The organism is Nitrosospira multiformis (assembly GCF_900110185.1).
Classification (GTDB): Bacteria; Pseudomonadota; Gammaproteobacteria; order Burkholderiales; family Nitrosomonadaceae; genus Nitrosospira; species Nitrosospira multiformis_A.
Window position 1 is genome coordinate 44,416 of sequence record NZ_FOCT01000010.1, and the last position, 24,213, is coordinate 68,628.

Genomic DNA, 24,213 nt, shown 5'->3' on the forward strand with positions numbered 1-24,213 from the left:
CTGCTGACAATTGTCGCTATGTCAGTCTCGCACGATCGTGTGGCTCATCGAGATTGAGGCTGGGCCCCACCGGTACAATGCGATTCGGATTAATGGTGGGATGACTGCGGTAATAGTGCTCCTTGATGTGTTGCATGTTCACCGTCTCTGCCACACCTGGCCATTGATACAACTCCCGGGTGTAGGCCCAGAGATTGGGATAATCCACGAGACACCTGAGGTTGCACTTGAAATGGCCGTGATAGACGGGATCAAAGCGGATCAGCGTGGTGAATACCCGCCAGTCGGCTTCAGTGATACAGTTGCCGATGAGATAACGCTGACGTGAAAGCAGTTGTTCCAACTCGTCCATGCATCCGAACAGTGCCATCACCGCCTTCTCGTACACCGATTGCCTGGTGGCAAAACCTGCCTTATAAACGCCATTATTGACGTCAGCGTAAGTGCGGGCGTTGATCTCATCGATCTGCGGAAGCAACACCTCAGGCACATAATTTCCGGGCAAAGCGCCTATTCCATCGAAAGCCGAGTTCATCATGCGGATGATATCGGCCGATTCATTGCTGACAATGGTATTCCGCTGCAAATCCCAGAGCACAGGTACTGTCACGCGTCCACTATAGTCGGGCACCGACCGGAGGTAGACTTCATAAAGATAGGATGCGCCACCCACGGGATCAGGGATTACTCCCGGCGCTTCATCAAAAGTCCAGCCATGCTCGCCCATGTAGGGATGCACCACGGAAATACTGATCATGCTCTCAAGCCCTTTGAGCATCCGAAAAATCAGCGTGCGGGAAGCCCAAGGGCAAGCGAGCGAGACATATAGATGATAACGCCCTGCCTCGGCGGGAAATCCACCTTCACCGCTGGGCCCCGGACTGCCATCAGCCGTTATCCAGTTGCGGAACTGCGCATTGGTACGGATGAACCGGCCGCCAGTCGATCTGGTATCGTACCACTCGTCCACCCACTTGCCTTTAACGAGTAAACCCATTCTGCAGATCCTTCCTGTTTTGCCAGGTCAACAAGATCAAATCGGCATTGCTGATCTTGATCATACGGCTGCTCCCCGATATCCGACAGCCGTTTTGATGGTTATTGCCCTATTCTATGTTGAGGTCTAGTTGCTTGACGTCCTTGAATTCGTTCAATGCCGCGTAAATATCACCACGCCTGTAGGTATTCATCTCGGTTGACAAAGATTTTCCATCCAGTCTCGCCACTATGTTTGGCCCCTGTTCAACTCCTCGTCTCTTTAAAAAATGGCCAACCAGACTGGAAAGATTTTCTCTTGAGTTCGGGTATAACGGCATGAGGCTTGAATCCAGACCCTGCTCGGCAATCGCCTGTTTGACAGAAATAAACGCCTTCTGGTCACGCAAAGCAGACACGGCTTCTCTCAATTCTGCAATCACAACATCCTGTTCATGCAATTTCTTATCGTGATCTCCCAACCGCGGCGCAATAACCTGCCTGATAACCTCAAGCAATGTTTCTTGTGTAACAGGTGAACCCGGCATGGTACTGGAGCTTATTCCATGACTTAGCGCCCGCTCCTGAAGATCATATCCCCAATGAACCAGGCGTTCGTAGTTATCATGAAATCTTTCAATATCCCGCTGCTCCTGTTTGGGCCTGCCTTTAAACTGGGTTTGATACCATTGTCTGTCGAAGACACGCAGCTGTTCAGCCACGATATGCCAGCGATAAACCAGCACACCCTTGTAGATCATTTCCAGTTCGCCATCCATCACGTTCTTGTTCAGCAAGGCTGTTCTGATCAGACCTGTTTCAAACCAGACTTTCATGGCGTCCGGCACCTGTAATGCCCTGCCCCATGATTTTGCCGATGCATATACACGTCCGCCGCTGATCAGATAATTCAGTTGTCCACCATTTGGTGATAATTCCTTCATGGTTACAACATTGGTAAGAGTTTTCATTCCTGTACCTGTAGAGCAAACTTCCACAAAACTGGCAAGACCGGAATCCAGCCAAACCAGTAATGGCGCGCTTTGAACGCCCCTGGACCGGCTTCCGCCGGTATGTTTGTACCGGTTGCTCGCCGACCCGATAAATATGCTTTATATCCTTTTTATACCCTTTCGAGTGGCAGTCACACCAGGTATTGTACAGCTCCTTCAAGTCTCGGGATTGAGTCTGCGTTTGCATCCTGGATTCCCCCAGGGACGGGTGCAGAATCTGTGTATGACAAGAAGGGAAGAGGTGTATTCCTGATGGTTCTTCTGGAATCATCAACCTTTTGCAAGGCGGTAGAAAAATCGTGACTTGGACGGGAATTCTCTGAGCTGACCCGTGGGCAGATTATCGATAATGTATTTTATCAATAATAAAGGATGTGTTAATTTTGGCGTACTTCAATAAATATTGGGTTGAGAACCAATCCGATACGGAAAAAGCCCGCATTGCCAGATCGCTCTGCCACCATAAACCATACATCGTTAAAAGCAGAAATTACAACATGATGGGTATAACAGCTCTTGGTTTGTTTGCATTATCGCTGCCCGTCTTCGCATCAACCGATACGCAGGATGCGTCGTTTCAATCGGGCTAGGTCGGAGTTCTGCTCACGCTGCTCATATGGTACATTTGCGCGAGCCGCAGGAAAAAAGAAATAGGCGGTTGACTGATCTATTACTATATTCGGCTCTATTATCGGGATAATGGCTTTGTTGCAATCGGCCAATCAAATCCAAAGCAAACTCCACAAGCATAGGTGGAACAACTGTGCCAAACGCTGTCAGGGGCTGAGTAATAGCCATTGTCGCAAACTTGCACAACTCCATAGCATGAGACATTTGTCTGCGCAGGGGTACAGGTAGGTTCTAAATTTGCGCATAAGGCTTTACTACCTGTCGAACAGCATCCACCGTCACCGCACTCGCTTCTTTGAACCTCTCGCTCATTTGGCAGGCATTGTCCATCGCAGAAAGGTGCGGTGCCACGCCATGTGTCAGCTTTCGCAAGGGGTGCCGCGAGCCAAACGGCGGCAACAATTAGGATTACCTTCATGGAAGTCATAAGCCTTAGAATTGTTATTTCCATAAAACCTCCTTTTATCTTGAACATTCGCATGAGCTCGAAACCTTTGATGGTGGCGTAGGCTGTTTTCATCGATTTAAAGCCCCGCACCGGGTTTATCAAGCGTTTGAGCTTGCCATGATCAGCTTCGACAATATTGTTCAAGTATTTGACCTGCCGGTGCACAGTATCCGGCGGACACTTTCCTTCCGCTTTTAATTCGGCAAGGGCGGACTTGTAAGCGGGCGCCTTGTCGGTATTGATAGCACCGGTACGCCACCAGGGCTTCATGGATTTCAGGGCTTTGCCCAGAAAACGTTTGGCAGCCTGGGTATTGCGAGTAGCGGAGAGATAGAAATCAATCGTACGGCCTTTTTTATCAAGTGCCCGGTAGAGATACGTCCATTCCCCTTTTACTTTCACGTAGGTTTCATCCACTCGCCAGCTGTAGCCCATGGAAGATTTCCAATACCACCTCAGGCGCTTTTCCATTTCCGGCGCGTAATGCTGAACCCAACGGTAGAGCGTCGTATGATCCACCTTAAGACCGCGTTCCAGCATCATTTCCACCCAGATCACGATAGCTGATCCCGCATTTTGCAATACCACCTGACATAACCCGGAATCAACTCCCCACGAAAATGACGCCATTTGAAATCGGACATTTGAGGATCTGTCCTGAAAAATACAATAGGGCACCTCCCTTCTTATTTTTTGCAACAGAGCCTTTTTTTGAACCGCTCCTTCCTCTCATCCTTCTACTGCCAACCGCCACCAAGTGATCTATAAAGATCCACCATTGCGTCAAATTGCTTTTGTTGCGTTTCAATTAGATCTTGTTTGGCCTCCAGGCTATCCCTTTGTGTCAATAGCACATCCAGGTAGTCCGTACGAGCAGATTTGAATAGCTGGCTAGCGACATCAATTGATTGGACGAGCGCTTCCACCTGGCTTGTCTTGAACTGATAGTTTTTTTTGAGCTTATCGATGTTTGAAATTTGATTCGCTACTTCCACATAAGCATTGATAATACTTTGCTCATACTCATAAGCTGCCTGAATTTGCCTGGCACTGGCGTTTTTATATTCGGCTCTGATAGCGTACCTATTGATCACTGGAGCTACTAGCTCTCCGGCAACAGCGGCCGCCAATGATTGTGGGGTATTGAACAGGTACTTAACCGCGAAAGCTTCAAACCCTACCCCGGCGTTTATGTTAAAGGTGGGAAAGAAATTTGCCCTGGCCACCTTTATGTTTAATTCCGCTGCCGATAGCTCAAGCTCCGCTTGCCTAATATCAGGCCTGTTTTGTAGCAATTGCGACGGAATACCTGTCATGAGTACTTTGGGGTTTTGCTCCATAAAACTACTGGAAGCACGCTGGATAGGCTGCGGCGTTCTCCCTAACAGGAAGTTGATCCGGTTTTCAACAACCGTAATATCCTGTTTAATTTTGTATATGTTGCTTTTGTTTTTTGCCACTTCTGCTTCATAACGTTTGACCGCAAGTGCAGTTGTTCTTGCATACAGCAGAAGTTGTTTAACCATCTCCAACGCATTTTCCTGAATCCTGATATTTTGCTCTAAATTCTCAAGGTGGTTGTCCAGGGCAAGCAATTCATAGTACGAATGAGCAACGTCAGCGACCAGGTTGGTCACTAAAAAATTTTGACCTTCTTTAGATGCCATGTACTCCAGCACAGCCGCTTCTCTCGCATTCCTCAATCTTTTCCATATATCTACCTCCCAAGTTGAAAATAGCTCAAATCGAAAATCGCCAAGAAACGTAGGAAAGTGTTTGCCGGCTAATGGCAGTTCCTCTTCGATAGCGCCGAAGCGCGTAAACTCGCCGACTTTGTCTCCGCCTGCGCCAGCACGAATACCTACCAATGGCATCAAATATTGGCCTCTACGCGCTTGGATTTCATTTTGTGCAATGGTGATGCGCTGCAGCATAATATTAATTTCTTTATTATTAGCAACAGCTATCTCTAGCAAATCTGATAAGGCAGGGTCATCGAAAAAATCCTTCCGCATGACGGTCGCCGTACTGGTCGTTTCAAAAACGTCCGGTTCAAAAGTAGCAGGAAGAGGCACATCTGCTTTTTTGATTGCTACTTTAGGAATACAACCCTGCAACAGCAGCCCCAGCACGACTAAAGCCATAAGCCGAAATGTTTTATTTTTCATTGTCATCCGGGCCGTAATGATAAGTTTCGGCTAGAGGATCAAGGTCTTCACCTTGAATTAATTTTTTACCCTCTGCCATTTTCGCAAAAATATAATAAAGTCCTGGAATAACGAGGACGCCAAACACGGTACCGGTAAGCATCCCACCCAGTGCTGAGGTACCAATCGTCCTGTTGCCGACCGCTCCAGCTCCCGTAGCCATCGCTAGGGGTATCAACCCGGCTATAAAGGCAAATGAAGTCATCAAAATCGGCCGAAAACGCTCTTTTGCGCCCGCAATCGCCGCTTCTTTGACCGTCATGCCTCCTTCGACTTGCTTCTGGCTTGCAAACTCGACAATCAGTACCGCGTTTTTGCCGAGCAAGCCAATTAACATCACCATTCCCAGTTGGGAATAGACATCATTGGCAAGCCCTAATCCTTTTAACAATAAAAAGGCACCGAAAATACCAGGGGGTAGCGAACATAACACGACCAAGGGTAAAGCAAAGCTTTCGTATTGTGCGGCCAGCACCAGATAGACAAACAGGATAACGACGGCGAAGATCAGCACTGCTTCATTGCCCCGGAGGGCTTCGTCGAATGTCAAGCCTTCCCAGGCAACTTCAAAACCTCGCGGCAAAGTGGCTTCCGCGACCTCTTCGATTGCCTTGATAGCTGCGCCAGTGGTATAACCGGGTGCGGGCTCAGCCCGGATCGCCGCCGTGTTATAGAGGTTATAACGCGTCAGCTCGTTGGGCCCCTGCTTTTTCTCCATGCTCATGAAGGCAGAGTACGGCACCATTTCGCCTTTATCATTTTTCACAAAATATTTCAACACATCTTCAGGGGCTCGCCTGAATTCCGGCGCGGCCTGGGTGTAGACCTTAAAAAAGTTATTGAAGCGAATAAAGCCCTGTTCATAAGTACTGCCGATCATGATGTCCAGGTGATTCATCGCGTCTTCGATGGTAACCCCTTTTTGCATGGCCAGCCTATTGTCGACGATCAGTTCGTATTGCGGATAATTGGCCGCATAAAAAGTGAACAAGCCGGTCAATTCCTTACGTTCACGCATCGCAGCCATGAACTTTTTATTAAGTTCATCGAATTCGAAGTAATCCGTGTCTAACGTCTTGTCCACCAAGCGAAACGACAGACCCGATGCCGCACCGTATCCCGGCACTGCCGGCGGTTGAAAAAACTCGATGGTCGCACCTAGGTTATGGGCTTTTTCCTCCAACTCGTGGATGACTTGAGTTACCGAATGTTTACGTTGCGACCAATCTTTCAGGTTGACAACAACAGTCCCTGCATTTGATCCACGGCCTTCGGTGAGTACTTCGTAGCCGGCTAAGGAAGAAATTGATTGTACGCCTTCGATTTCTGCGGCCATTATTTCCAGTTCACGTGCCACTTTGTTGGTCACTTCGATGGTTGACCCGGGCGGTGTTTGGATAATCGCATAAATCATGCCTTGATCTTCGCCGGGAATAAAGCCGGAAGGCAAGACTTTATCGACCGCGAAAATGCCGAAGCCAAACCCGACCAATACCAAAAGCGTGACAAGGCGCCGAGTGACCGTGACATTCAGCAATTTGATGTAGCGGCCGGTGACCTTTTCGAAAACAGAGTTAAAGCCATCGATGAAAATGTTTATCGGGTTTCTCCGTTTCGGCTGGCCGTGAGTGTTTTTAAGAATCATGGCACACAGTACCGGGGTGAGCGATAAAGCCACAATTGCTGAAATAGTGATCGACGACACCATAGTGATAGCGAACTGTCGATAAAACACCCCGACCGGTCCTGGCATAAACGCAAGAGGGACGAACACTGATACCATGACCAGCGTAATTGCTATAATGGCGCCACCGATTTCCTGCAACACTTTTCGGGAGGCTTCATAAGGGCTGCAATGCTCGGCTGCCATTTTTGCATGCACTGCCTCCACTACCACAATGGCATCATCGACCACAATACCAATAGCCAACACTAAGGCAAACAAGGTGATGAGGTTGATGGAAAGCCCGAACGCAGACATGACGGCAAATGCTCCGACCAGCGAAACCGGTACCGCGAGGACGGGAATCAGGGTAGAACGCCAGTCGCCAAGGAAAATGAAAACCACCAAGGAGACCAGAATGAAGGCTTCCACCAATGTGTGCAGCACTTGGTCGATGGACGCCTCAACGAAACGCGACACATCGTAATTGATTTCGTAGTCCATGCCCTCCGGGAAGGATTTTTTCAATTCTTCCAGTTTTTTCTTCACGTTCTCTATGACTACTTGGGCATTACTGCCGTAGTTTTGCTTCAGCACGATGGACGCGGAAGGGAATCCGTCCTTATCGGAGAAAATATTATAAAACTCGCTGTCCAGAGTGACCTTGGCAACGTCTTTAATGCGCAGAATCTCGCCTGTTGGAGCAGCCCGGAGAATAATGTCCCCATATTCTTCCGGCTTGTTAAAGCGTCCTTTATAAACCAGCACATACTCTTTGGACTGGGCGAGCATGCCTGTGCTTTGACCCAGCCGACCAGGTCGTCCGATAATGCTTTGAGTCGCCAGTGCCTTCATCACCTCTTCTGACGAGACGGCATAGGCTCTCATCCGTTCCGGATTCATCCAAATCCGCATCGCATATTGGCGGGAACCCAATATGGTTGCTTGGGCAATTCCAGTAATGCGTTGAATCTCCGGAATAACATTGACATAGGCATAATTAAACAAAAGCTTCTGATCGGCGTCTTTGTCTTTGCTGTAGAGGTTGACATACATGAGCATGCTGGGCTGGACGAAGTTTACAATCACGCCTTCCAACTGCACCAGTATGGGTAGCCTGCTCATCATCTGATCCACGCGCGTCTTCACGTTAACCATCGCGATATTAGGATCGACGCCTAAATTGAAATATACTTGAATGGTCGCTTCGCCGGCGCTGGTTGCATCCGAAGTGATGTATCTCATACCAGGCACACCATTGATAGCGCGTTCTAAGAGGATCAGGGACGATTCCACCAGTACCTGGGCGCTGGCACCGGGAAACGATACTGAAACCGTGACCCGGGGCGGTGCAATATCCGGAAACTGGGAAACGGGCAATGATTTCATTGCCAACAAGCCCATGAATATGAACAACAGCGATAACACGATCGCCAGCACAGGTCTTTTGAGAAAAATACCAAACATGGCTTAATCCTGACTAAAAGGTTACTCGGTATACAATTTCATCAACTCTGAGCGAACCTCTTGGGGTGGCTTTAAATCGATCATAACCTTGTCTCCAGGACTAACTTTGCGCATACCCTCGATCAAAATCCTCTCGCCATCATTCACGCCGCTTTTAACAATAAACATGTGGGGCAATTCGGCCTCTATCTGGAGAAGCCTTTGCTCCACTTTTTCTTCTTTGTTGACGACGTAGAGATAGATTTTATCCATGATTTCGAACGTCGCTTTTTGAGGGATGAGCATGGCGTTCGGGTAAGGTACGGTCATTAGGATTGTTCCTGTCTGACCATGCCTGAGAACTCTGTCCGGGTTCTCGAACAAGGCACGAAACTGAATATTGCCGGAGGTATTATAAAAATCACCTACAATTGTCTCGATGACCCCCGTATGATCGTAAATCTCGCCATTTGCCATCCTTAACTGCACTTTTTCATTGGTTTTGCCTTTTTCGCGCCTTATAAAATCCAGATATTTAGCTTCCGGGACGTTGAAATAGACCCACAAGTGGGCGATATCAGACAGCTCCGTCAACAAATCATCTTCATCCAGAAGGCTGCCGATCCTAACAGCCAAATGATCCGTAATCCCATCAAAAGGTGCTCTGATATCGGTGAACCCCAAGTGGGTTTTCGCCAAGTTCACCTGCGCGTTGGCCTTATCTAATTTTGCTTTTGCCAAAGCCAATTCGTTGGGTGATACGATATTCTTATCAGCCAAGGCCTTGGTATTGAGGTATTCGATGTTCATATTTTGCGCTTCGGCTTCCGCGGTTAGAAGTTCTGCCTGATAGACGTTGGGCATGATTTTGAACATGGGCTGTCCCTTTTTTACCCATTGCCCTTCGTCTATAAAAATATGGGTTAAATAGCCCTTTTCCAAAGAGCGGACTTCAATATGTCTGATGGCACGAATCTGACAGACATAGGGTTCCAGGATGGAAGTGTCTTCACGGAATGGTGTGGTTGCCGCATAGTGCGGCATTTCTTCATGTGTCTCGTGTTTTTGGCATCCACTCAATACCAGAGTGGCGATTAAACCTAGAACGATGGATAATTTAGTGACCATTTTCATGCCGTCTTGATAGTGGGAAAGACGTCCGTCGGCGTATGCCGCATCGCCCTGATTCCAAACAGGACGATCAGAATGGAAAGAACCACGAAGGTGTAAGGTTTCCGCAGCGCCATAATTACGATCTGGTTCATACTATGTTCTCTCTTATGCCTTCGGTAAAAAATTCATCTACCTAGAATATTGCACGTAAGGATGAGGCAATTCTTTTGCAAATCCTTACAAGGTTGGACGTGCAGTCTCCCGCCTTGCGTCTCCAGACGGTCTGAACAGGATTACTGCCCATCCCTTGCCAAACCCAGAAGCTGATCACCCGGCAGAATATTCCGGGAGAATGGGGGGAAGGGAGAGCCATACCGCTCCCGCTGCTCCTGAAAATCTCGTCCTTCGTTATGTGCTGCCCGAGCGCCGTGCCGGCGTATGTCTCGGCAGATCGTAATGGCCAGGTTGGCTGTTCGATGTCGATAAGATGGACGTTGCAGTATCGGCCGCCGGTATCGAGCCGCAGCTGATTGGGAAGTGTTTTGGCAATCAGGAGGAAGATGGCGCCGAAGGCTGCGGCAGCCGGATTGTTTCCCGACGCGATGGCAATCGCCGCAGCGACCGCGGATATTTTTGCAATATTTCTGCGTCTTCCAGTTTTGCCGACTTCAAGAGCGGGAAAGCTCTGAACCTTGTCGGTATGCTCCAGCGCATAGTTAAATCCAAGCTCCGCCGCTTCGTCGTCTGTCTTCCCGGCAGCCCGGGGAAAAACAGCCTGGCACATTGCCAGGATTTGGTTTAGGTTCCGTTCGCAAGCTCCGAGGATCGTTGCCGATGCGGCCACGGCTCCGCAGGCGATTTGCTGGGGGCGAGTGCCTGCTGCAGCCCATTGCGCCGCATTTGCCACCGCGTTCGAAATGGTTTCGCTTACGACTCGCATGTTGTCCGCATTCAGGAGTCCTATGACTTCCGCTGAGTGGTCCTTGTCGTAGTGGCTGACAAGAATGTGATCGAGGGAGTAACCGTAACCCCTGAGGATGGGATCGATAAAGTTGTGGACTGTCTCGGCATACCCGAGTAGTCCACCCTCGATCAATATCGTCCGGTGTCGCCCCGCTGCCACGTCTGCCGCAACCACGAGCGCACTTTCTCCCTGCCCGACGTCAATCGTATGGATGGTGAGTTGCATGGCGATGAGCTTTCAAGTTTTCCCCCTTCCAAGATAAACAGGTAACTCGCACACCGAGAGCGTCCAACTGCGTGCTATCACGCTGTAACGGCTGATAGACGGGCGATTATGAAGTGCGGATGATCGATTCAGCGGTCAAATGCGACACTTTCACAGTGACAGTGGCCTTTCTTCGACTGATCGGCATACGTTTAAGGGATGCCAACAGCCAGTGTGGAATCAAAATTACCACACTCGTTGTAAGAGAACTATGATGGATAGGTGGTGAATTTGTGAAAGTTGTAAGAGAACTATGATGGATAGGTGGTGAATTTGTGAATACCGCAACCTGAATCATTCAAGTCGAGAAGTGTGGGCGACTGTAGAATTCCGTATCACAGAGGGAAGCGCTAGAGAGGAAAGTGCGGGAGGGGAAGTGCTGACCGAAGCGGAGGCGCTCATTGCACGGCGTGGCGCGAGGAGGGTTTATCGATGGCCCAGAATCCGGTGCTGGCCGTCGGCGTCCATACAGGCAAGACTCTTCATTTCATGATTCGAGTCATTCCCGTAAAATGATTTTGTCATGATTCGGCGGCTATGCACCTGGGATTTATGAGAGATGCGGACTAACCCTGCAGCATGAATGTTTCATACTCCAGCCGGTTGAATTTGTGCGAGAGGATGAAGAGACCGAGAAATGCGGACAGCGTAACGGATACCGCAAAGCCGTATCCGAAGGATTCGGCTCCCAGTTGTAGCGTGGCAACGGTGAACAGCAGGTTGGTTATAAAAAAACATGCCGTAACGATCAGCACTTCCCGTCGGGCGTCGAGATAAAAAAGTATGTTGAGTATCGCCATAAGCAGCACCTGCACGCTGACTGCAACCACATCGATATAAAACAAATGAATGTAGAGCGGTGATATGCCAATGGTTTGCAGCAGGCCCCTGCCCCACAGAAGGCACAGCACCACTGTCAAACCCTGCACTTTGAAGATTTCGTAGATACCCTGCCGGGCAGCGTACACCATCCGGTCACGCCTGTATTCGATATGCATGAGCGTGTCCCCTTCACGCACGGCACGGTAAAAACGTTCGTGCTGTTCGGCAAAATCCGCTTCTATGCTCACCAGAAATACGGCCATCCCCGGCAGGATGAATAGATATGCCAGAAAAATGGGAAGATCGTAGATGATGGATGCGCGCAAGGGACCGATGACTGCCTCGGAAGTATAGGGCACGAACCAGAAGATGAATTTGTCGATCCACACCGCCAGGTAATAGAGCGTGCCCACCGCAAACAGGCTGTAAAAGCTCCGGCTTCGATCGAGAAAGTCAAACTTGAGCAGAGAATTTCCGGGATATTCCCGCACGATATGATGCAGGAATGAAAACAGCAGGTAGCCGTGACCGGTCAGCACGCCAAGTAACAGGCCGTTGAGTTCCCATGGAGATGCAAGGAGTCCGACTGCAATTCCCAGGGAGTAACCCTTGGCCAAGGTCCAGATGATGCGCCCATACGCCTTCATCCCCGACAGGAAAATGAGGACAATCCACATCCCGCTCAGCACAACAAAATTACACAGCAGCAACAGTTGCTGGAAAAATGGTCCCGAGAAAAGCGAGAAGATAAAGGGCGCTGCCCACGTAAAACCACCCGCCATGGTCAACATCAGGACGCCGAACAGATTGGGCAGCACTTCTGCCTTGTCATCGGCATAAGTCCGGTCCGCGACGAACCGCGTGAACATGAGCTGCATACCCCCGGTCCAGATCAGCGAACCCGCCATCATATAGGTAACACAGATCTGAAAGGCATTGACCTCCCGCTGTTCCACACCCAGCATGACGGCAAGAACGCCTATCATCATGATGCTCAAAATTGAGAGCACCCATGGACCACCGCTGACCAGACCGGCATAACCATAGGCTCGCAACACCGACCAGTAATTGTCGCGCTCCAGGATTTTGCGGATTTCGAAACCGATGCCGGCCATAGTTTAGTTACATCAGTTCGCTACTGCCGGATGCCGCGGTACACCCAAGGCTCCCGAGTAGACTTCCCGATAAGATGAAAACATGAGCTGGTCGTCATAGTAGAGTTTCACGCGCGCAAGCCCCGCCTGCTGCGCAGCGCACCACTTCTCCGGGTTGTTCAGCAGTTCGAGTGCTGCTTTTGCCGTGCCTTCTGGATCGGCAATGTGCACCACACTACCCGCTGCCCCCAATGCCCGATCCTGCTCGGCCGCTCCTTCGATGAGCTCCCGGCAGGACCCTACATCCGTGGCAAGGCAGGGAACACCGCTGGCGAAAGCCTCGAGTATTACCAGTGGCAGAGCTTCACTGATCGAGGTCAGCACCATCAGGCCAAGCTGGGGCAGAATTTCCAGCATATTTTGAAAGCCCATGAATCTGAGATGATTCTTCAGGCCGAGACTTTCGGCCAGTTCCTTGCATTCATTCACATACAACGGATCTTCGTCCTCCGGGCCGACAATCCATCCTTGCGCGTCAGGACGCTCCTTGACCAGCATCCGCAATGTCCGGATGAACGTCTTGATATCCTTGATCGGTACCACGCGCCCGACCAGCCCCAGCACCGGTGGAATCTTTTCCGGTCTTTTTTCGAGTGCGTCGCGATAGCGCTCCACATTGATGCCGTTGGTAATGACACGTGTTTTTTCCGGAACTGCCCCATCGGCAATCTGTCTCAACCGATTCCCCTCATACAGACTGATAATGGGCGAAGCCTGCGCGTACGCCATGCGCCCGAGCTGCTCGTAGAACCTGATCCAGAGACCCCTGATATACCCCATTTCATCATGCAGCGTATTGCATACATCGTCATTGTGATCATGGATCCAGGTAGCCTGCGCCAGGTCGATTTTCCGCTCCTTGGTATAGATTCCGTGCTCGGTGAGCACGAAGGGAATGTTTCGTCGCAGCCGTATCATCGCGCCCAACAGTCCTGCATAACCGGTCGAAATGGCATGCACTGCCTGCACCGGTGGAAGCCCGGCCGCGATATCGGCCAGCACGAACAGCGGCGCATGCATTGCACGTATCGCCCAGAAATAGTCCACAAACGAGGGTTCAGTACAGCGCTCTTTATACTGTCTGGTAATGTAATCCCAGGAAGCTTCGCTATACAGAAAATCCTCCTGACTGATGCCACCCTTGGAGCCCAGTCGCGCAAACGCATCAATCATTTTCCTGTCAGCCAATTTCCCGGATTGTCGCATGACGGCGTGCAGCTCTTCCATTTCCTGAAAAGGCTGGCGGCTGCCCTTGCGCGCATGTGGCTTCCCATGGCTACGGTGCAACAGATAGTGCGTTTCGACATGCGTCACATTCGGCGGAAACTGATATTGCGCCGGTCCATACATTTCCTTATTGCCGCCTATAAAGATCACGGCGAAGGTAAATTCCGGCAAACCGTTTATGATCTGGTGGACCCATGAAGATACCCCGCCACGGACATAAGGATAGGTGCCTTCCAGCAGCAGAGCGATATCCGCCACTGGTTCCACAACCGATCCTGCTGCCCGTACCATCGAGGGCTTCTCCGCCCCTGCCTGGATAACGCTCATTTATTCCACCATGCTCTTACCAGAGCCAGTTCCCGCCCCTTCTCTCCAACACGTGCAAGCGCCGATAAACAGCGCTTTGCCTCGGTAAACTTCCGCTCCCGGAAAGCGATTTCGGCAAACCATGGCAACAGTTGTTGCGGATCCGCGCCATGGATTTGTGCGTTGACAAAAGCCTTTCTCGCCACGGCGGCTTCACCTGATTCCAATAAAATCCGACCATACAACAACCAACTGTCGGCGTTCCCGCCCCCGGATCTCTCATGTTTGGAGGATGCCAGAGATGCTTCGGATGCAGTACGCACGGGGGCCGATACAGATGCAGAGGGAACGTCGCGCCGCGTAATGGATGACGAGGTCAATACAACCTCCATTTGTGCGCGGGCATTTTTCAGCCAGTGCTGTCTGACAGCACCCTGTACCAGCTTGTGATATACCAGCTCCCAGCACAGCGCGGCGATCGTTTTGCGGCAGGCATTTTGTGCTCGTGGGGGAAGGTGCGGTAGCGCTTCGGTTAAAGCCAGAACGCGGTCGGTGAGCCTCTTTTCATGGGCATCCTTCATCGCATAGGCAAGCAGCCTTACGTCATCGATCGGGTCACGAGTAGCCTTCGACCAGACCTCCATGGCTTCTTTCGGCGCCATGTGCCGTGTCGCCATCACCGCTTTCAACCGCTTGAGTGAGCGGTCGGCAAAATGGACGATCTGGCGCAGGGCTCCCTGGCTGTAAGGGGGAACAGGGAAGATGACAGGGGGTGAAAAAGGCAGCTCAGGCAGGATTATAATCTTTACATTCTTCGCGGAACGGGACCGGGGCTGTTTCAATGCACGTGTTATGCTCCACAGCACGCCCAGCGCCCCGAAAACCGGCAGAATCCATAGAAAGGCAAACAGCAACCCTAGACTTCTAGGGGGAGGAAGCTTGTAGCGGCGCGGCAATGACTGCCAGAACATGCGCGCAAGGTAATAGGACGAAGCAGAATGAAATACAGCCGCCGTGAACAGCAGCGCGCCTTCCTGCCAATCTGCAAGCGCGTCTTCCGCACTCACCCAGACCAGGAGAATGGCTACTACTTCAGCAGTCACTCCCGAGAATGCAAGCAGGCGATACATGCGCCGCATCACCCCTGCTCCAGGGAACGGATCCTTTGCGGATCAATTTCGTTGATAGACATCCATTCCTGCGCGATTGTTGCGGGAACATCGGCTACTCGCTGCGCCCATGCCCGCGCGCCAGTAATATCCGTCAGTGGCAACATCACCCAGACGACATGCTGATCCTTTTCACGCGCAAGGCAGATAAAGTCGATAGCACGAATCGAAAACCGCAGCTTTTCGTGAATATTCCGCATCTCCTCCGGATTTCCGGATAATCTCAGAAGTGCCGTATCGAGCCTGAAGCGCGAAAAATCCTGATATGCCCGTTCAAATGAGGCAATAAACCGAGGAACCGAGGGTCTCGCTGTTCCGAAGCGGAGATGGTCCACGCCATGCGCCACCAGCACGGCGATAAGCTTGAGATTGCTTTCATGAAACGAAAAAAAAGGCATGGAACGCACTGCCAGCACGGCATTTATTTCGCCGATGGAGTCGGCTAAAGGTACCACAGCCAGAAGCTGGGTATGATCCATTACTGAATCCGGCAGAAGATTCACCGTGGCCAGTTCGCCGCTGTCAAGCGCCATTCTCAGGACTGGATCAGTCACATCGATGGGAAATCGCTCTCCCACAGAGGCCAGAACGTGGGAAGTATCAATACGGTCGGCAGTAATCCCGATGATACAGGCCTGAGTCAATACACCATATTCCGCTACAAATTCAATAAGCTTTTGCAGCGAGCTTTCCGTCAATCCATCGATGGCATCCAGGGTGGATTGAAGGTGCATGATGCCTTCACGCAGGGAAAAGCCGCTGTTGGCAACGGTCTGTTCGAGGCGGTCATGCGATAGGCGCAATAACTGGTAACTGCGCGTGAATTCCTCAAGACGCTCAGCCCGGTATTGATACGCGCCCTCCAACCGGTGGAGGCGGCGCCCCCACATGTCACGAAACTCTCCCGCCACCATCGCTATCACCACAACGCCTATCGCCCAAGGCAGCGGAAAGCTCTTCGCGGCCTGCCATTGCTGGTCAATGGCAACCCCAAGCACTGCGAGTGTCAGCAGGGCACTGACAAAACCAAAGACAAACCCGTACCGTAACCCCACGAACAGGGGTGCCAGCACAGCCCACGGGAATCCCCCACTCAATCGGAAAGGATCCGCCTGCTGGGTAATGAACGATGCCGCAATTACAACAACAGTTATAACGAATGTTTCAAACCAGCCGCCCCACGCAGATACGGGGGTGTTTACATCGACAACCTCTATACCTTCCAGCCAGGGTTTCTTCATCGCTTTGCAGGTTCACTGTTTGCAGGAAATTCCCGAATCTTGGTCAGCGTCTCGCGGCAGATATCCAGTTCCGTCGCCAAATCGCTCGGGTTGGGCTCCGGCTCGCCGGCCAACCACCGATTCGCGCGGTCCACATCGTCTATAGATAAGGGGAGCATATCCGGATGTGATGCGGCCGCAGGTTGATGCTTCAGGTGATCCGAAATGAGCGTCAACTGCCGCGCCACTTCACGCTCATTCCTGTTCCTGACTGCCTTTACAAAATCTTTCCATTGTGACAGCTCAAGTCGTCCCACCTCTCTACGCAATGCGAAATAGTCGGCATTATCCAGTTTTTCTCCAAAGCCCCATTGGTTCCGAATCGACTGTAATTCCTCCTGTTTCTTTGCATCCTCGGTATCATCTCTTTTGGCTGGGAGATACTTTGATCCGAAGAAGTACTCGGCGAGGCGTGGCGGATATTTCACTTCGATTTGGGAATTCTGCTTCGAAGCGAATATTTCGAGCGCCCGCAAACGGGCATAATTGGCGTGAGCCGGACAACCCGCCCATTCCATATTATCTGCCAGCGTCAATACCCAGAGAAAATCCCCAGGCCGGGTCGAAAGCGATCGCAAAAACCAGGCGGCTGCCTGAACCGGCCTGCCCAAACCTTGCTCCGCTGCCGCGAGGGCTTCGGCTAAGGCCGGATTGACCGTGGACTGATTGGCTGACTGGGCACGATAGGGCGCAACGACGGAATCAAGCAGTACACGATCAATTTTCTCGTATGACAGCAATAGCCAGATCATAGCTTCGGTGACTTCCGGATCTGCAGCCTGCAATCTCAGGATCTCCCGCAGCGCATCACGAGCAGCGCTTTGCTCCCCATGCGCCATTCTGCGCATCGACTGGAAATACCAGTAATCCGGCGCCTGCGCTGCCAAAGGGAGTTTTTCCGCAACCTTGAGCCACTGATCCAGCTCATCCCAATTCCGCCGCTTCCAGGAAAAACGCATCAGGCGCTGCAAGTCCTCGATGCGCTTCAATCTTTCCCATCCATAGCGCGCAAACCGCTCGCTTTTTTTGTCATCGTGATGACGCAGGGCCAGACGTTGCAGGTTTTCCAGAATTTCCACGTCATTCGGCCGAAGAACCAATGCTTTTTCGTAGGCTTTGCTGGCATATGCATCCTGCCCCAGTTGCGTGGAAACTTTCGCCAGCAGTAACCAGTATTCTTCCGCAGAAGCAGGATCTGGCGAGTCGATGTCCCGAAGCAGCAACTGAAAGCTCTTTTGCGTGTTGCCGGCTTCCTCATATAGTCTCGCCAATGCAAGCCTCTGCCGCCCGTCCTGTATTTCCGGCATATCTTCATATAACGTGAGCGCCGCATCCGGTTTGCCCTGAAGAACAAGAACCTCCACCAATGCATTAAGAATGGGGGGAGGATTGCCGAATCGCTGCGCGTGACGTCGCAACTGCTTTTCCACACGCGACGGCTGGGCAACGGCGAGACCTGCTTTGACATAAGCTTCCGCTTCGGTAGCCGTCAGCTTGCGACGAGACATTACTGCCTCAAGAAGCTGCACAATCGCCTCGTTATCCGGTTTTGCCTGAGCCAGTGCAAAGGCCCGGGTTTCAGCCTCCTCATCAGCCTTATGGCGCGCAAAAGACAACCACAAGGCGAGCGCTTCATCGGGTTGACCGTTCCAGTCATACAAATGGGCAAGCAGTCGCTGACGTTCACTTCCAGGAATCAGAGAAGCGCGCAGCACGTTCGCTCGGGCAAGGCTTTCACTGAGAAGCCCCATCGAAACCTGTAACCGGACAATACGTTCCGCAAGCTTCTGATCCGCAGGTAGATGTGCACTTGCCTGCTCCAGCCAAACTAATGCATGATCACGATCACCCATCGGCTGGGCAACGTCGGCCGCCAGCATCAGCAGCTGCGCGTCCGCGCTGGAGGGAGCAACCGCGCCGGAATTACCGGCACCCGCGACATCAGCCGGTCCGCTGTAAGCGGAAAGGATCTGTATTGCAGCTTTCAAGGCCTCCCGGTCGACACCTGCCTGAAGATAGGCGCCTAAACAGGCTTTCGCCAATTCTGTTTTCTTCCTGGCTATTCGTTCGAAAGTGAGAGCCTGGCAGAAATTTCGTGCTGCAATTCTGGGTTGTGCGGCTGCAAGCCGTTGTTTGGCAGCAAAAGCAAGCCAGCGCGATTTTGTCTGCCGGGTTTCATTCTGCATGCCAGCCAACTGCTCGAAGGTTTCCGCTACGACCGAGGGTTCGCCAAACTGCTCTGCCAGCAACACCACCTGATTCGACTCTTTGTCATTTTCCGCCAGGCGCAACAATGAAGGAACCAGTTCCCCGATACGCCTTCGCAGTGATGTCTCGACATCCTGGGGGGGATGTCGGTAAAGCTGCTGCAGCGCCAGCTTCAACTCCGCCAGGCGAATCTCGTAAGTCAACCCTGACTCGGGAGCATTCTGCAGGTGTTCCATGGCAAGGACGGCTTCATCGGTCATGCCCGCTTCCGTCAGTACCTGTACGAACGACAGGCGTAGTGGAGCGTTACGCGGATCGGACTGCACGAGAACGCGAAGATAAGCGACTGACAAAGCATCTTTTGCTGACAGGTTGGCTGGATCCCTGAATGCGGGCTGACGCGGAAACAATACCCAGAAGGCGATGAGAACCACCGCGCTCATGAACAGCAACGCGGGTGCGTTTAGCAGAGATTCGCGTTGCGTTTCAACACTCAAGCCGGAATTTTCCCGCTGTCAGGTTTCCTGGAACTGTATAAACGGAATGTGTACCCTTCGCCTGCGGTGTCAATTTTGTGTCATCTATGCTCAAGGCGCAGGAAGCGGGAGCCGTGACAGTCAAGGGAGCCAAACGCCCCCTCGATTCAAATAAAAGCGTGGCGGAACCATCGTTGTTGATATGCCAGGATTTAAGGGGCGCACTCGCCTCGATCAGTCTCAATCCCGGATTTCCGTTCCGTTTACCCTGAGCGGCTTTCAGGATTGCGTGATTCCGGGCAAGGTAGATGTAGCGGTTGTCATTGCGGTCATTATATCCAACTACATCGCTGGAGATTTCCGGCGTCATTTCGGTCGGGGGCAATCGCACTGTTCTGAGCGTATCCCCGAAAAGAGACCAATTACCATCGAGATCGCGTGCGATGCTCGCGGTCTGGAACGCGCGCACGCGGGTAACATATTCGTCGACCCAGATGCCGAGCACATTTTCCTTCCGCTGCGCCTCCGCCATCTGCTCCAGAAGCTCCCTCCCCCGTTCGTTCAGGAACGCATCGGTATGAATCGATATGGACGAAACACGCAGCCGGCGTGCAAGGTCGAGCTCGCGGTTCCATTCGCCAACCTTGCCAAAATTCAGGGCTTCGCCGTACCAGAGTTGCGCGAACAGAGGTTCGGCAATCAGCGGCGTCATCACCTGAATACCCCATTCAGTCGGACGAAGTGCGGGATCAAGATCTGCGAGCGATATCTGTCCGCTCTGCCAATGCAGCCCCCCTCCGCCATAATGCGGCAGTCCGGCTTTCTGCGCAGCTGCTAGCACTGCGGGCCCTGGCTTGCCATCTCCGGACCAGATCAATAACGGAGGAGAATCCGGTGCCATGGTGTGCAGGAATGGAAGAGTGCCACCTGTTTCGCGCGTCATTTCCGCCGCGTAATCCTTCATGAATACGCTGTAACGGTAGGATTGTTGATCCGCGTCTGTCTTACCTTCGAATACCCCCCAATAAAAAGGATGACTGTAAGTATGGCTCGCCAGACGAACCTGGGGCAAACTGGCTACCTGGCGCAGCTTGCTCCGCTGCTCTTCGGTGGCCACTTCCGCTTCAATGACACCCAATGTTATCGGCAGTGTATTTTTTTCCATCCAGACCTTGAGCCGATCGATTGCCTCCACACCCTGCTCATCCTTTGCAAACAGGCGGTCGCCCCTCACCTCGACAATCCCCAGGCGTCGCCCGTTTTCCGTTGTCATGTCAAATACCGGCTGTACCGACAGACGCAGCGCCGCCTGGAAAAAAACAAAAGGATCGAGCAGCCATTCGTGGCGCCCGGAGACGCTTTCACTCAGGATATGGGGATGTAATGCGTAACCCCCCCAGTTCGTAACCGTAATCGGATGAAATATTTTGTCAGCACTGCTCAAAGTGAGCCATGCGTTATTGCGATCTCGAACCCGCACATCGGGCGTGCCGCTGCCGATAACCGGAGCGGCCTCAGGGCGTCCCAAGCGCTCGTTCATAGCATCGAGTTTCAGTATGCCGGTCGTCGGCTGCAATTCACCCTGATAATCCAGCAGATTCCGGCACGCAACCCCTGCGGGCAGATAACCCATGAACACTATAGGCAGGCCGGCATTCGCTTCTGACTGCAGCCGCGCGCAGACACTCTCATACCGTTCGGTACCGTTCGCACTGTCGTCCCCCAGCCACGCGACAATCCCGGCATACCGCCCGACGAGCGGTTCAATCGGCAAGGGAAGCTGGTCGATGTACCAATAGTCGAGCGCCAGGCCAAGATATTCGAGCGGCATGGCAGCATGCCGAAACAGATCATGCTCCATCTGCTGCGCCGGCGTTCCATTCACAATGGCCAGCAGCTTGCGGGGAGCCAGGCGCATTCGCCCCTGTCCCAGCCACGTCAGGTCTCCATTGGCCACCCAGGGCATGAATCCCAGCTTGAGGATGTCACGCGCCGTTTTTTCCGCCTCTACCCAGTTTCCCGGATCGACATAGTCGAGCACCGTGATGGGCACCTTGAATTCGTTTTGCGCCCGCACTAGCTGGTCGAGCAGCCACTTTCTGTTTTCTTCCTTGGTTGGGGCGTGTTTACCGCTAATCGGGTCAAAACCATGAAAAAGCGATTCCGCTACCATACCGTCGGCATACTGGCTGGCCCGGTCCAGTACTTCGAAGCCGCGGTTGAGAATGAGTTTGCATCCCGGAAAACGCTGCTTGACTTCCGCGAGCAACGAAACCAGTCCTTTTTCCTGCTCTTCGCGTTGTTTGCCTTCCGGTGTCACGATCAGGTAACTGTCCACTGTATCGAGAAAAAAGGCGCGATAACCGTCACGCCACAAGCGTTCGAAGTGCTGCTTCAACAGATATTCGCGCCAGGCGAGATCAGTCATGTCCATTACCAGGCTGTTCCAGGCAGGATTGACCCCTATCGACCAGTCCGTATCGATACGCGCCATATCTTCGCTGTTGCGGGCGATTTCACCAAACGAGACATAGGCGAAGACGAGTGAAGAATTCAAATTCAACAGCGCTGTTTTCTCATGCGGCAGAATCTGACTTGGCTGAATGACGATCTGGTCGAAATGACGCAGGTCTTCGACGGGCGGCCTGCTGCCATAGTAAAAAACAATATCGCGTTTCTCCAGCTCCAGCCCGTCTGCGTGGGCCGCGGATGCCCCCAGCATCAGTAACAGAAGCAGTAGCCAGATGCCTGAACAGAGCGACGATACTTTGCTCCAGATCGCACCGGGAAGATGGAACAGGAAGCGGAATCCTGATAGTTGAAGCAGATTGTCGGGAGTGCCGCCTTGGTCTTTGCGGTCTTTACAGATACGCAGGGCACCCCCTTCTCCGATGTCAATACCGGGAATAATGGGATTGGGTGTAGCAGTTTGCAAAACTTGTCGAGATATCCTTTTCTGCTCCGGAAGGCAGTGGGGCATACCGGAATGCATTTTGTATTAAGGTGCTTCGCAAGGTAACAGGAAATATTCTTTCTGCCTGGTTTTTTGATGAGGAGTTTGACCATCAAGGTGACCATCAAGGCGGATCTCATCAAGAGACATGCTGCTATTTGATAATGACAAAATCGAGCACATACCTTTTTTACTCTTTACTGATTCGCAGAATAAGGTAGCGGCATAATTCCCAGTGCAGGACCCTCCAGCGATTTCCAGTGAATTTCACCTGCCTCGACACTGCTAGTCTGAATGACAGCCAGTAGATCAGTTCCTCCGTCGGAAGATGATGCTGGGTTGACTACCATACCCGCAGATTGTTCCCCCAAGTCGGCACTGAATAACTCATCCCCCGCTTCGATTGGCGGATCACCCGCTGCTGGACGAACATTTGCAAGATACATGCGCCGCTTTATTTTGCCGAGATACTGCGTGCGGGCAACGATTTCCTGACCGGGATAACAGCCTTTCTGAAAGCTTATACCCCCGAGAGCATCCAGGTTCACCATCTGTGGCACGAATTGTTCCTGAGTTGCAGGCAGGATGTGGGGAATACCTGCCCGGATTTCCAGCCAGTCCCAGCAGGGCTTCCCTACCTGGGTCGCATTCCTGCTCAAATCTTCCCATATAATGGGCGCCTGCTCCGGAAGAATAAGGAGTTGAAAGCGATCCTCTGCAAGACGAATGATGCTTCCTCTTTCGCCATGCCTCACTCCCAGAGGCACGACAGGAATTTCCCCCAGGATCTTCCTTAACAGGGCCGCAGCATGACGGCCCGCAACGCCTATGCGGACCCAGGCTCCACTGCTGTCCGCCAATTTGACCTTGGCCCGCAGCACATACATGGCAAGGCGCTTCTGAATCCCCGCGAGCAAGATTGCAGGCAACTGCATGAGATAACCGTCATCGGTCCCCCGCCAAATCAGAAAAGTCGCGAGAATTCTGCCTTTGGGATTGCAATAACTCCCGTAGGAGGCTGTTGAGGTAGTGGCGCCCCTTATGTCGCAACTCAATTGTCCTTGCAGAAAAGTTTCCGCATCCTCTCCCCAAAAGTGAATCAGGCCAAAATGAGAAAGATCACTCAGCACGTTGGCAGATCGGGTACTCTCAAGTTCGGCAGCAGCATTGCCGTAGCTGACAATGCAGTCTTCCCGAAAAATCGCACCACGGCGTTGCAGGTAGGAGTGCCAGACAGGATTCATGTAAAGGCAGATATTGCTCGAAGAATGCCCGAAAAAGAGTTAATTATAAAGCATACACTCCAGCTGGGCGGCAAATTGCCCGCATTGAGATAACAAACTCATCAATATTTTAGAACATGCAATCCGTTATGCAACTGCAACCTGTTGTAGAACGCCCCGCGCCTTCCCTCGTCGTCCACCTGAAACCCTCCCATAGATTAGGAATAGTCCTCAGCTTCGCGCACTTTGTGGCTATTGTATTGTTGTGGCCCCTGATGTTGCCCCTTTCAGTCAAATTGACGGGCTCCGCTTTGCTCGTCATCAGCCTTATTTTCTATCTGAAGCGCTACGCATTGTTGCGCTCGCCGAATTCCGTTTCCGGCCTCGAAGTAACCGATGAAATGGTGTTCACCCTGAATACCCGAGATGGAGGGCAGATGGCCTGTGCCTTGCTTGGCAGCAGTTTCGTCGCACCCTATCTGACTGTGCTCGACTTGAGACCCCTGAAAATCGATAAAACAGACGCGTCTCCACGACAGTGGAGCCGGTACTTTTCCCGCAGCGTTGTAATCCTTCCCGATGGAATAAACCCGGAAGAATTCAGGCAGTTACGGGTGCTTTTGAGATGGAGGTGGAGAAATCGGAGAGGGGAATTGAGCCGACTTGAATAGC

At 51.9% G+C, this 24,213-nt stretch carries 15 protein-coding genes and 1 pseudogene; 1 reads left to right on the forward strand and 15 read right to left on the reverse strand.

Going from position 1 to position 24,213, the window contains the following annotated elements:
• Positions 1 to 16: 16 nt before the first annotated feature.
• From BMY01_RS11845 to ygfZ, 15 genes and pseudogenes are all read right to left on the reverse strand, one after another.
• Positions 17 to 997 (reverse strand): glutathione S-transferase family protein, encoded by a 981-nt coding sequence (locus tag BMY01_RS11845; RefSeq protein WP_074747477.1) that lies wholly within the window; start codon positions 995 to 997, stop codon positions 17 to 19.
• A gap of 109 nt (positions 998 to 1,106) precedes the next feature.
• Complete coding sequence (locus BMY01_RS11850; RefSeq protein ID WP_074747480.1) at positions 1,107 to 1,946, reverse strand: hypothetical protein; 840 nt, start codon at positions 1,944 to 1,946, stop codon at positions 1,107 to 1,109.
• A 1,138-nt stretch (positions 1,947 to 3,084) separates the two neighbouring features.
• Positions 3,085 to 3,710 (reverse strand): annotated as a pseudogene (locus BMY01_RS11855) (IS6 family transposase); the annotation flags it as partial.
• 93 nt (positions 3,711 to 3,803) lie between these two features.
• Positions 3,804 to 5,240: a TolC family protein gene (locus BMY01_RS11860; RefSeq protein ID WP_139176891.1), complete on the reverse strand. Its 1,437-nt coding sequence runs from the start codon at positions 5,238 to 5,240 to the stop codon at positions 3,804 to 3,806.
• The gene (locus tag BMY01_RS11865; protein WP_074747482.1) at positions 5,224 to 8,403 is read right to left on the reverse strand and encodes an efflux RND transporter permease subunit; all 3,180 of its coding nucleotides are present in this window, start codon (positions 8,401 to 8,403) and stop codon (positions 5,224 to 5,226) included. The genes BMY01_RS11860 and BMY01_RS11865 overlap by 17 nt, the downstream gene beginning before the upstream one ends.
• Before the next feature lie 21 nt (positions 8,404 to 8,424).
• Entirely contained in the window at positions 8,425 to 9,516 is a 1,092-nt protein-coding gene (locus tag BMY01_RS11870) for an efflux RND transporter periplasmic adaptor subunit (RefSeq protein ID WP_368086241.1), read from the reverse strand.
• Positions 9,513 to 9,647: an efflux RND transporter permease subunit gene (locus BMY01_RS18115; RefSeq protein WP_139176893.1), complete on the reverse strand. Its 135-nt coding sequence runs from the start codon at positions 9,645 to 9,647 to the stop codon at positions 9,513 to 9,515. Before BMY01_RS18115 ends, BMY01_RS11870 begins: the two co-directional genes overlap by 4 nt.
• A 41-nt stretch (positions 9,648 to 9,688) precedes the next feature.
• A complete protein-coding gene (locus BMY01_RS11875; protein ID WP_074747485.1) occupies positions 9,689 to 10,684 on the reverse strand; it encodes a ComEC/Rec2 family competence protein in 996 nt (331 codons plus the stop codon).
• 605 nt (positions 10,685 to 11,289) lie between these two features.
• Positions 11,290 to 12,660, reverse strand: coding sequence for an exopolysaccharide Pel transporter PelG (pelG, locus tag BMY01_RS11880; RefSeq protein WP_074747488.1), 1,371 nt, complete (start codon positions 12,658 to 12,660; stop codon positions 11,290 to 11,292).
• Positions 12,661 to 12,672: 12 nt separating this feature from the next.
• Complete coding sequence (pelF, locus tag BMY01_RS11885) at positions 12,673 to 14,253, reverse strand: GT4 family glycosyltransferase PelF (RefSeq protein WP_139176895.1); 1,581 nt, start codon at positions 14,251 to 14,253, stop codon at positions 12,673 to 12,675.
• Positions 14,250 to 15,371: a tetratricopeptide repeat protein gene (locus BMY01_RS11890; RefSeq protein ID WP_074747491.1), complete on the reverse strand. Its 1,122-nt coding sequence runs from the start codon at positions 15,369 to 15,371 to the stop codon at positions 14,250 to 14,252. The genes pelF and BMY01_RS11890 overlap by 4 nt, the downstream gene beginning before the upstream one ends.
• On the reverse strand, positions 15,371 to 16,642 hold the full coding sequence (locus BMY01_RS11895; protein WP_074747494.1) for a protein PelD: 1,272 nt from the start codon (positions 16,640 to 16,642) through the stop codon (positions 15,371 to 15,373). The genes BMY01_RS11890 and BMY01_RS11895 overlap by 1 nt, the downstream gene beginning before the upstream one ends.
• Positions 16,639 to 19,386: a tetratricopeptide repeat protein gene (locus tag BMY01_RS11900; protein ID WP_074747497.1), complete on the reverse strand. Its 2,748-nt coding sequence runs from the start codon at positions 19,384 to 19,386 to the stop codon at positions 16,639 to 16,641. Before BMY01_RS11900 ends, BMY01_RS11895 begins: the two co-directional genes overlap by 4 nt.
• Complete coding sequence (locus tag BMY01_RS11905) at positions 19,376 to 22,300, reverse strand: bifunctional glycoside hydrolase/polysaccharide deacetylase family protein (protein WP_254772728.1); 2,925 nt, start codon at positions 22,298 to 22,300, stop codon at positions 19,376 to 19,378. The genes BMY01_RS11900 and BMY01_RS11905 overlap by 11 nt, the downstream gene beginning before the upstream one ends.
• Positions 22,301 to 22,515: 215 nt before the next feature.
• Positions 22,516 to 23,562: a CAF17-like 4Fe-4S cluster assembly/insertion protein YgfZ gene (gene ygfZ, locus BMY01_RS11910; protein WP_074747499.1), complete on the reverse strand. Its 1,047-nt coding sequence runs from the start codon at positions 23,560 to 23,562 to the stop codon at positions 22,516 to 22,518.
• A gap of 128 nt (positions 23,563 to 23,690) precedes the next feature.
• On the opposite strand from ygfZ, the gene BMY01_RS11915 reads away from it, so the two are divergent.
• Positions 23,691 to 24,212 (forward strand): protein YgfX, encoded by a 522-nt coding sequence (locus BMY01_RS11915; RefSeq protein WP_074747714.1) that lies wholly within the window; start codon positions 23,691 to 23,693, stop codon positions 24,210 to 24,212.
• Position 24,213 lies beyond the last annotated feature (1 nt).